Source organism: Mesorhizobium sp. (genome assembly GCF_004962925.1).
Taxonomy (GTDB): domain Bacteria; phylum Pseudomonadota; class Alphaproteobacteria; order Rhizobiales; family Rhizobiaceae; genus Mesorhizobium.
This window is the reverse complement of the sequence record NZ_SUEO01000094.1, coordinates 14,788-22,255: the sequence shown is the minus strand read 5'-3', so window position 1 is coordinate 22,255 and position 7,468 is coordinate 14,788. Positions and strand designations below refer to the sequence as shown.

The 7,468-nt window shown below is 60.7% G+C and carries 4 protein-coding genes and 2 pseudogenes; all 6 read right to left on the bottom strand.

The annotated features are described in order from the left end of the window. Nucleotides 1-358: 358 nt before the first annotated feature. A pseudogene (queC, locus tag E5W87_RS19005) lies at nucleotides 359-1,119 on the bottom strand (7-cyano-7-deazaguanine synthase QueC). Next, nucleotides 1,112-1,462, bottom strand: a complete 351-nt coding sequence (gene queD, locus E5W87_RS19000) for a 6-carboxytetrahydropterin synthase QueD (RefSeq protein ID WP_292400687.1) — start codon at nucleotides 1,460-1,462, stop codon at nucleotides 1,112-1,114. The pseudogene queC and the gene queD overlap by 8 nt, the downstream one beginning before the upstream one ends. Further along, on the bottom strand, nucleotides 1,459-2,091 hold the full coding sequence (gene queE, locus E5W87_RS18995) for a 7-carboxy-7-deazaguanine synthase (protein WP_292400684.1): 633 nt from the start codon (nucleotides 2,089-2,091) through the stop codon (nucleotides 1,459-1,461). The genes queD and queE overlap by 4 nt, the downstream gene beginning before the upstream one ends. Before the next feature lie 811 nt (nucleotides 2,092-2,902). Beyond that, a pseudogene (locus E5W87_RS18990) lies at nucleotides 2,903-3,025 on the bottom strand (alanine dehydrogenase); the annotation flags it as partial. Nucleotides 3,026-3,488: 463 nt separating this feature from the next. Continuing rightward, a complete protein-coding gene (locus E5W87_RS18985; RefSeq protein ID WP_292400681.1) occupies nucleotides 3,489-5,381 on the bottom strand; it encodes an ABC transporter ATP-binding protein in 1,893 nt (630 codons plus the stop codon). Continuing rightward, nucleotides 5,381-7,240 (bottom strand): ABC transporter ATP-binding protein, encoded by a 1,860-nt coding sequence (locus tag E5W87_RS18980; RefSeq protein ID WP_292400678.1) that lies wholly within the window; start codon nucleotides 7,238-7,240, stop codon nucleotides 5,381-5,383. Before E5W87_RS18980 ends, E5W87_RS18985 begins: the two co-directional genes overlap by 1 nt. Between the last annotated feature and the right edge of the window lie 228 nt (nucleotides 7,241-7,468).

Here is a 7,468-nt window from a genome sequence, read left to right as displayed (position 1 = left end):
GAACCGGCCGAAGCAGCTTGCCGCTTAGCGGTCAAGATTGTTCACGGTCGACGAATTTATGCTCGAAACGAAGCGGGCGGTTCCCACATCTCCCGACGCGGTGACCGCCATTTGCGCGGGGCTTTTCTACGGGGCGGCGACAGTCACCCTGACCCGCAGCTCGGGCGACAGCAGCCTGCGCACATGAGGCCTCAAGCTTCGCGAGAGGATCGGCTTCAAACGCGCGCCACCGGGATCAGGCATGGACCATTCTGGGCACAGGTTGTCCCAACATTCGCGATGAGCCGGTTCGCAAGCGGGATGCTCCAGCAAAGCACAAGCGAACACGATTCCTTCCGTCCTACGGAGGCGATCGATCTCAGCCATTGGACAACTCCTGCGTCAGCGGAAGCGTTGCAGTTCGCTTGGCGAACTGTCGATATCCCTTCGCGCGCAACTCGCATGCCGGGCACAGGCCGCAGCCTCGTCCCCACTCGTGGATGTTCCGACTTCCCCATCGTAGCATGTCAAAGTGCTGGTGCGGATCAAGTTCACCAGGGCCATCCCACCTAGTTCTTCGGCAAGGGTCCACGTCTGTGCCTTGTCTATCCACATAAGCGGGGTCTCAAGAACGAAACGACTCTCCATGCCTAAGTTGAGGGCGACTTGAAGCGCTTTCACCGTATCGTCACGGCAATCCGGATATCCGGAAAAGTCTGTTTCGCAAACGCCAGTCACTACGTGCTTGAGACCGCGACGATAGGCGACAGCAGCGGCAAATGTGAGGAAGATGATGTTCCGCCCTGGCACGAAAGTATTCGGCAACCCCGATTCAGTCGCCGCGATCTCAACGTCGCGCGTTAACGCGGTTTCACTGATCTCGCCAAGCACAGATAGATCCAGCACCCGATCCTCACCGAGTTTGGCGGCCCATTTCGGAAAATCACGTTCCAAGCCCGCCCGGAATTCACTCCGAGCGTCGAGTTCGGCTCGATGCCGCTGCCGATAGTCGAATCCAATCGTCTCCACGCGCTCGAATCGATCGAGGGCCCAGGCAAGGGACGTCGCAGAGTCTTGGCCGCCGGAGAAAAGAACGAGCGCACCATCGGTAGCCTGTACTAGACCTTGCCGGTCAGCCATTGTATTCGGCCCAGCAGTTCGGGGTTTCGTAGACAACTACCGCGGTCAGTGGCAAAAGCGGCCTAACCCGGTTCCAGATCCAAACCGCAATGTTCTCGGCCGTCGGATTGTTCAACCCCTCGACTTCGTTAAGGCAATGATGGTCGAGTTGGGCGAGCAGTGGGGCAAATACGTCTTCAACATCAAAGAAATCGACGACGAAGCCGCTCTCGCGGTCGACTGGCCCCTCCAGTGTCAACTCTATCCGATAGGAATGTCCGTGCATGCGATGGCACCGATGGCTGGCGGGGACATTGGGCAGGCGATGCGCAGCTTCGAAGCTAAAGGCTTGAGTGACTTTCATCGAATTCCCATAAATTTGTGAGTCTGCAGAGACAGGCGCCAGCGTGGATGTTGCAGGCAATAAGCTATCGCCGCCGCTGTATTTGCTTCGAGCTGGGGGCCGTCGAGCGGCTGCAGAAGGAAGTGGTCGAATGCGAGCTTTTCGAAGCCCGCGGGATCTAGACCGGCTTGCGGAAATACTAGTTTCAGTTCATTTCCCGCGGTTTGTACCAAGGTTGTCGCGCCCTTGGGACTGACCGTGATCCAGTCAATCGTGTTGGGCGCCGCCAGAGTCCCGTTAGTTTCTAAGGCAATTTCGAACCCGAGGTCATGGAGTTCCGATAAAATCTCATCGCCAACCTTCAGAAGCGGTTCACCGCCTGTGAGAACGACGAATCGTTCGGACGCTCCACCGCCCCACATATTCTCAATCGCGATTGCCAAAGAAGTCGCATCGTTGAACCGTCCACCGCCAATGCCGTTAACGCCGACGAAATCGGTGTCACAAAAATTGCAGGCGGCTTTCGCTCGGTCGCGCTCCCGGCCACTCCAAAGGTTACAACCTGCAAATCGGCAGAAAACGGCCGGCCGCCCGGTGTGGCGACCTTCGCCCTGCAACGAATAGAACATCTCTTTTACTGCGTAACTCATGGCTTTTCACGCTGCCTAACGGATTCCGCCAGGCGCCGCTTGAGGACCTGGACTAGGTGAAGTGATAATTGGCTGACTCCGTTCCAACGTGGGCACTTAGCGCCGAACTCCCACCCGCCTCGCTCCAAGCGGTCTTTCTCTTTAACAGCCGCAAGCCGCTCGCGAATTCGTCGCGTATAGCAGCACCCGTAACGCTGTTGAGGAAGTCCATGACATGTCCAACCGCGATAATGCCCGCGCCATGCATCAACCGAGAGGTCTAAGGCGTCCTGCCGGCCCAATTATCTGTAAAGGCGTGTTGCAAGGCATGATAGAACTCGCGCTCAACATCGTGACACTCTTAACAGCGCTCCGTCGCTTAGAGAGTTCTTGATTACTCGCTGCCAAGCCTGTTCTCGATCGCTTTCTATCGTGAAGCACGCTCGACGATGGCTACTCCTACGAGCAGAGCTGGCCGAATGTAAAGCGGCAGAATCCGACTCGCCGGTGCGGGCAGGTTCTCCTGTTCCTCAGTAACGATCTAGTCGAGACCGGCAACGAGTGCACCGCACCCAGAGGCGCCAAAGCTCATGCTCACGGGAGGGGCGCTGGTGCTCGTCACATCAGGAAAAGCCGGGGATTTCGGCTGGCGATGTCCAGTTCGGATTGCGCGTCCAGCTTCCTGGTCGACCAGCGTTTCGCCCCCCGACGGGCTGTCCCGCAACATGGATGGAAAGGGGAGGGGAAGACGCTGGCCGATCATCGCCAAGAAAAAACCCGCCGGCAGGGAACCGGCGGGCGAGGCAGGAGGAAACTTTCGGGCCTGGAGATGTCAGGCGGCGAGAACCGCCTTCGGCTCGACTAGCTCGTAGCCGAGCGCTTCGGCGACGGCGCGGTTGGTGATCTTGCCCTTGTGGACGTTGAGGCCGTTGCGCAGATGGTGATCGTCGAGGATCCCTTCGCAGGATACACGAACAATGCCGCTCGACAGGATCGATATCGCCATTCTCGAGACATTGCAGAAGGATGGGCAGATATTCTAATGATGCGCGCACCCGGATGCAGTCTGGCTTGAATCGCCATTGCTATGAATGACGGCTTGGCGAAATATTCCTGAGGCGTCGCCGCTTATGTTGGCGAAGGGCAGGACGGAGATTTACGGCTTCGGCGGCGGATCCGTCGCCGACCGGCTTCTCGCAGATTCGGAGGTCGCAGTTGCCTTTGCCATGGCGGTGCCAACACGCAGAGAATACGCCCGGATTGGTTCGGTAATGTTCTTGGGTGCGTGCTGCCAAGATCGCTGACCGAGAGGTCAAGCTATTGATTTTCGCTGAGAAGTGACCCGGAATGTTTGCGGGCTTCTCCTTCCACTTAGCAGAAGGCGGCAGGGGCTATCTGTTCGGCTCCGCGAGTCCTGCTCACGTCGCTTTGCCGACGGCCGCGTCCATTCCCATCTCTTCCTCGGAAATGTCGTCGAACGAAGCGTAGTTCATGTTGTAGAGACGGGCGTAGAGGCCTTTTATTGCCATCAGCTGTTCGTGGTTGCCGCTTTCGACGATCTCGCCGTTCTGCAGCACGATGATTCGGTCGGCGCCGCGGATGGTGGCCAAGCGATGGGCAATAACCAGCCCTGTCCGGCCTTCCAGCAGTTTTATCAGCGCCTTCTGGATCAGCATCTCCGTATAGGAATCGATGCTGGCCGTGGCTTCGTCGAGCACAAGGATCTTGGCGTCGGCCACCAGCGCGCGCGCGAAACTGATCAGCTGGCGCTGGCCGAGCGAGAGATTGCCGCCACGCTGCTCGAGCTCGGTGTCGTAGCCATCGGGCAAGTTCTCGATGAAGTCGTGCGCGCCGACGGCCAGTGCGGCGCGCACCACCTCCTCGCGGTTGGCGCCGGTTTTATGATAGCGGATGTTCTCCAGCACCGTTCCTGAGAACAGGAACGGCTCCTGCAGCACCATTGCCACCTGCTCTCCGAGCGAATCCTGTGTCAGGTCGCGCACATCGTGCCCGCCGACCAGGACCTGACCGGACCAGACGTCGTAGAAGCGGTGCACCAGCGCCATCGAACTGGACTTGCCCGATCCGGTCGGGCCAACAAGTGCTACGGTCTCGCCCGGATTGACGCGGAAGGAGACGTTCTTCAGCACCGGCAGGTTCTGCCGGTAGCCGAAGGTGACGTTCCTGAACTCGACCGTGCCGTCCATGTCGCGCGACAGCTTAACAGCATTGTCCTTATCGCTGACGTCCACCGGCACGTCGAGCACTTCTGAGATGCGCTGGCCCGAAGCCATGGCGCGCTGCATCACGCTGTACTGCATGGTGAGCGAGCGGATCGGGTCGAAGAAGCGCTGGATGTAGAACAGGAACGCCACCATGATGCCGACGTCGAGGCTGTGCGACAGCACCATCGAGCCGCCCACGACGATGACTGTCGCCATGGCGAACCCGGTCAGCGTGTCGACGATCGGCACCATCACCTGCGCATACCTGGCCGACCTCAGATGGACATTGAGATTGGCCAGCACCTTCTCGTCATAAAGGTCGAAATTGACATGCTGGCGTTCCAGGCTCTGCACCGTGCGAACGCCATGGATGCCTTCGGCCAGCGCACCGTTGGCGATCGAGTTGGTTTCATGCGCCGCCATGAAGGCGACCTTGGCGCGCGGCAGCCAAAACAGGCGCACGATGAACAGCACCGGCATGGTCGACAGCGTCAGCAGCCCGAGCCGGAAATCGAGCCAGAGCAGGACGCTGACGATGCCGAACAACAGCACGATGTCGCCCACCGACATCACCGACGTTTCAAGGAATTCCTGCATTGAATTCACATCGCCCTGCAGGCGCGACATCAGCCGGCCGACCTCGGTCTTGTCCATGAAGCTCAGCGAGACCCGCTGCAGGTGGCTGAACATGGCGCGGCGCAGGTCGGAGAGCACGTTTTCGGCCACCTTGCCGACGACGCTCTCCTGCACATAGCTGGCGCCGTAGTTGATGAGGATGATCGTCGCGAAGGCGCCCGTCGCCCAGATCATCACCGACCGGTCGAGCCTGCCCGCCGCCATGCCGTGGTCGATGGCGTAGCGGATGACCAGCGGGATCGCCAGCTGCGTCAGCGTGAACACCAGGACCGCCGCGACCGAGATGTAAATCCGGCCCCGATAGGGTTTCACGAAGTTCCAGATGCGCCGCACGATGCGCGGATCATAGGCCTTGCCGAAGACTTCTTCCTCGTCGCGGTGCGAGCCGACGACCGCCTTTGTCGGCCGCCCGCTGGTGTCTTCCTTCTCGTCGCCGCTATGTGTCGACATCACGCGGCTCCCGTTACGACGGGTCGGTCATCGTCCGGCCGCAGCTGCAGGTCGTAAAGGGCGCGGTAGCGTCCGCCGAGCGCCAGCAGTTCCTCATGCGTGCCGCGCTCGACGATCCGGCCGCCCTCCACGAACAGGATCTGGTCGGCATGCATCAGTGAACTCAGCCGGTGCGAGATGATGAGCGTCACGCGGTCCTTGGCGAAGCGTTTCATCGCTGCCCGGATCCGCTGCTCGGTGCCGGCGTCGATGGCAGCAGTTGAATCGTCGAAGACCAGCACCGATGGCCGCAGCATCAGGCTGCGGGCGATGGTCAGGCGCTGGCGCTGGCCGCCGGAAAGCGACGCGCCGCGTTCGCCAACGACTGTGGTGTAGCCCGCCGGAAGCCCGATGATGTAGTTGTGCAATTGGGCATACTCGGCGGCTTGCCCGATGCGGGTCTCGCGCGCCCATGGATTGCCGTAGGCGATGTTGTTCTCGATCGAGGTGGTGAACAGGAATGCGTCCTGCTGCACCACGCCGACCGCCTTGCGCAGCGATTGCAGCGTGACCTTGCTGATGTCCTGGCCATCGATGGTGATGGCACCTGACGTCACATCGTAGAAGCGCGGGATCAGGTGCGCGATGGTCGACTTGCCGCTGCCGGGCGGACCGACAATGCCGATGGTTTGGCCGGATCTTGCCTCGAAGGAGATCCCGGATAGCGTCGGGCGGCCAGCGCCCGCGTAGCGGAAGCCGACATCCTCGAAGCGCAGCATACCGTCAGTGACGACAAGGTCCCTGGCGTCGGGTGCGTCCTCGATATCGAGTTCGGTGTCCAGCAGTTCGAACAGTCGCGTGCCGCAGGTCGAAGCGCGGGCGAATGAATTGACCATCAGGCCGAGCTGGCGCACTGGCATCTGCAAGATGGTCATGAAGGTGAGGAACTGGGCCAGCGTGCCGACGCTGATCTGGCCCGCAATCACCTTCTGGCCGCCGAACCAGAGCACCAAGCCCATGGCGGCGAGGAACGAGAAGTTCATGGCGCTGGTGTTGCTGACGCGGATGCCGACGCGCTGGTTGGCGAGGTCCAGCGCATCCTGCTTGGCGCGGTCGAACTTTTCCAGCTCATGCCGCTGCGCCGCAAAAGCACGCACGACACGGATGCCACCGAGGTTCTCATCCATCACCCGGCTCAGCACCGACAGCCGCTCTTGCAACGTCAGCCAGGTGCTGCGCAGCGCCAGCTGCGTGACCGAGGACCGCCAAGCGACGAACGGCACAAAGCTCAGGCTGAGCAGCCCGAGCACGAGATCGGTGCTGATCAGCAGATAAGCGCCGACGCCGATCAGCACGCCGAGCAGCACGACGCGCAGGATGCCGGTGGAGAAGAACATGCGCACGCCGTCGAGATCGAGCAGGCCGAGCGTGATGAGATCGCCGGTATGGACCCGGTCATGGAAGGAGAAGCTCAGGCGCTGGATCTTCTCATAGAAAGCCAGCCGCAATTCATAGCCGGTCCGGTGGCCGACGGCCTCGCCATAGTAGTTCTGCGCCATAGTGAAGAGGCCGCGCAGGATGCTGACGACGAGCAGCGTGAGCGCCGTGTTCCACAGCGCGTGCTCTGCCGCAGGACCAGCACCAGCAGTCAAGACGCCCTGCGCCTGATCGATGGCGCGTCCCAGCAAGCGTGGAATGAAAAGCTGCAGCGTGGCGGCAATGAAGGTCGAAATGATGGTGATGGCGACTTGCCAGGGATGGCGCAGCGTCAGTCGAACGATACGCAGCAGGGTGCTGAGGCCTTTGCCCCAGGAGGCTTCCGCCACATGGACAAACGATTTGCCGCGCTTCGCCGCGCCGCTGGTTGCATCCGTACGCAAGGGAAATACCCAGACCAATCCGGACATTAGCCCGGACGAATGAAGCAGACTCAATTCAGATGGCGATGTTACGCGTGTCCCACTTGACCGTTCAAGGGGCCAATGGCGGCATCGCACTATGCCTGAAAGGCGTGCAGCCATTGGTCGTCGCGATCGTCCGCGAAAGGCAGCCCGGCGCGGCGAGCGCCTCACATCTCGGCCACGAAATTCGTCCGCACATAGGCGTCG